The sequence below is a fragment of the Xanthomonas sp. SHU 166 genome (assembly GCF_000364685.1).
GTDB lineage: Bacteria > Pseudomonadota > Gammaproteobacteria > Xanthomonadales > Xanthomonadaceae > Xanthomonas_A > Xanthomonas_A sontii.
In genome coordinates this window covers 1-1,735 of the sequence record NZ_AQOJ01000453.1, presented here as the reverse complement: position 1 = coordinate 1,735, position 1,735 = coordinate 1, and the positions used below count along the sequence as shown (strand labels likewise).

Annotated in this window: 2 protein-coding genes and 1 pseudogene; all 3 read right to left on the bottom strand. The window is 69.3% G+C overall.

The window, feature by feature from the left end; translation table 11 throughout:
• Positions 1-835, bottom strand: an 835-nt coding sequence (locus tag D180_RS12145; RefSeq protein ID WP_017913006.1) for a symmetrical bis(5'-nucleosyl)-tetraphosphatase, incomplete at its 3' end; no start/stop codon positions are given.
• Entirely contained in the window at positions 835-1,218 is a 384-nt protein-coding gene (gene apaG, locus D180_RS12140) for a Co2+/Mg2+ efflux protein ApaG (protein WP_010340000.1), read from the bottom strand. The genes D180_RS12145 and apaG, both read right to left, overlap by 1 nt.
• Positions 1,219-1,551: 333 nt before the next feature.
• A pseudogene (locus D180_RS12135) lies at positions 1,552-1,735 on the bottom strand (16S rRNA (adenine(1518)-N(6)/adenine(1519)-N(6))-dimethyltransferase); the annotation flags it as partial.

The window sequence follows — 1,735 nt, the reverse complement described above, 5'->3', positions numbered from 1 at the left end:
CCGGCGGCGGTCCCTGCACCGGCCGGCCCGGGACCTGCACGACCTGCAGGTCCTCGCTGTCCAGGCGCAACGCGGTGAGCTTGCCGCCCCAGACCGCGCCGGTGTCGATCGCGTGCACGCCCTGGGTGATGGTCAGGCCCAGCGTCGACCAGTGTCCGCAGACGATCTTCAGGTCGCGCTCGACCCGCCCCGGCACCTCGAACCACGGATACAGGCCCTGCGCCTGGGTGCCGGGCGTGCCCTTTTCCTCGATCGCGATGCGCCCGCGCGGGGTGCAGTAGCGGGCGCGGGTGAACAGGTTGATGATCGCGCGCGAGCGGTCGTAGCCGGTCAGGCCCGGCGACCAGGCGGGGCGGTCGCCGTACATGTTGCGGAACAGCTTGCGGTAGCCGTTGCCGTGCAGTTGCTGCTCGACCTCGCGTGCATGCTTCTCGGCCAGCGCGGTGGTCCACTTCGGCGCCAGGCCGGCGTGGATCATCATCCAGCCGAGCTGGCGATCGGCGTGCAGCAGCTTCTGCATGCGCAGCCAGGTCAGCAGTTCGTCGCGATCCTCGGCCAGCACGATGCGTTGCAGGTCCGGATTGACCTTGCGCTGCTCGTCCGGGCTGCGCTCGCCGATCGCCAGCAGCGACAGGTCGTGGTTGCCCAGCACCACCACGCTGTGCTCGCGCAGCGAGTGCACCAGGCGCAGGGTCTCCAGCGATTGCCCGCCGCGGTTGACCAGGTCGCCGCAGAACCACAGCCGGTCCACCGCCGGATCGAAGCGGATCTTCTCCAGCAACTGCTGGGTGATGTCGTAGCAACCCTGCAGGTCGCCGATCGCCCAGACCGCCATCAGTGCAGGGTCCGCGGGACGGATAGCACGAACGGCGCGATCGCGGCGATGAAATGGGTCCCGTCGTCGGCTTCCATGTCGTAGTGGCCGCGCATCGTGCCGTGTTCGGTCTCCAGTACCAGCCCGGAGGTGTAGCGGAAATCCTCGCCCGGGCGCAGCCGCGGCTGTTCGCCGACCACGCCATCGCCGTCGACGCGTTCGATGCGGCCGTTGCCGTCGGTGATCTCCCAGTGGCGGGCGATCAGGCGCGCGGCGACGCGGCCGCGGTTGTGGATGCGGATCGTGTAGGCGAACGTGTAGCGTCCGTCCTCCGGCGCCGATTGGTCGTCGAGGAATCGGGGCGACACTTCGACCTCGATCCGATAGGGGGCGTCATCGTTCATCCCCACAGTTTAGAGCGTGTTTTGCCGTTTGAGGCGAGATGCGTCAACGGTTGTCACTGCCAGGCGGCTGACGCGTGGCAGTGGCCCTGGCTGCCGCCTGTGCGCGCCACCCGTGCGGGCCTGTTGTTGCCGCGGGCAGTGCGCAGGAGGGCCGTCGTTCGCGGTGTCGGTCTGTGTTGTGCGGCTTGCCAAGTTGCGGTTTCGAGGCGGTGCCGTCATCAGCATGTCTACGGCGCAGGTCGGCGACGCCTACGCCGACATGCAAGGAGCGGAGCAACGCGTGCGCAGAGGTTCGCACCACGCATGCATGCGCGCGCCGCGCGGGACGTCCGCTCAGGCGTGCGCGATGTTGGCCAGGCGCACGAAGTCGGCGACCTCGAGCTGCTCGGCGCGCGCGTCCGGACGCACGCCCGCGGCCTCGAATTGCGCGGCATCGCAGACACCGTTCAAGGCGTTGCGCAGGGTCTTGCGGCGCTGCCCGAACGCGGCGCGGACCACGTCGGCGAAGCGCTTGGGA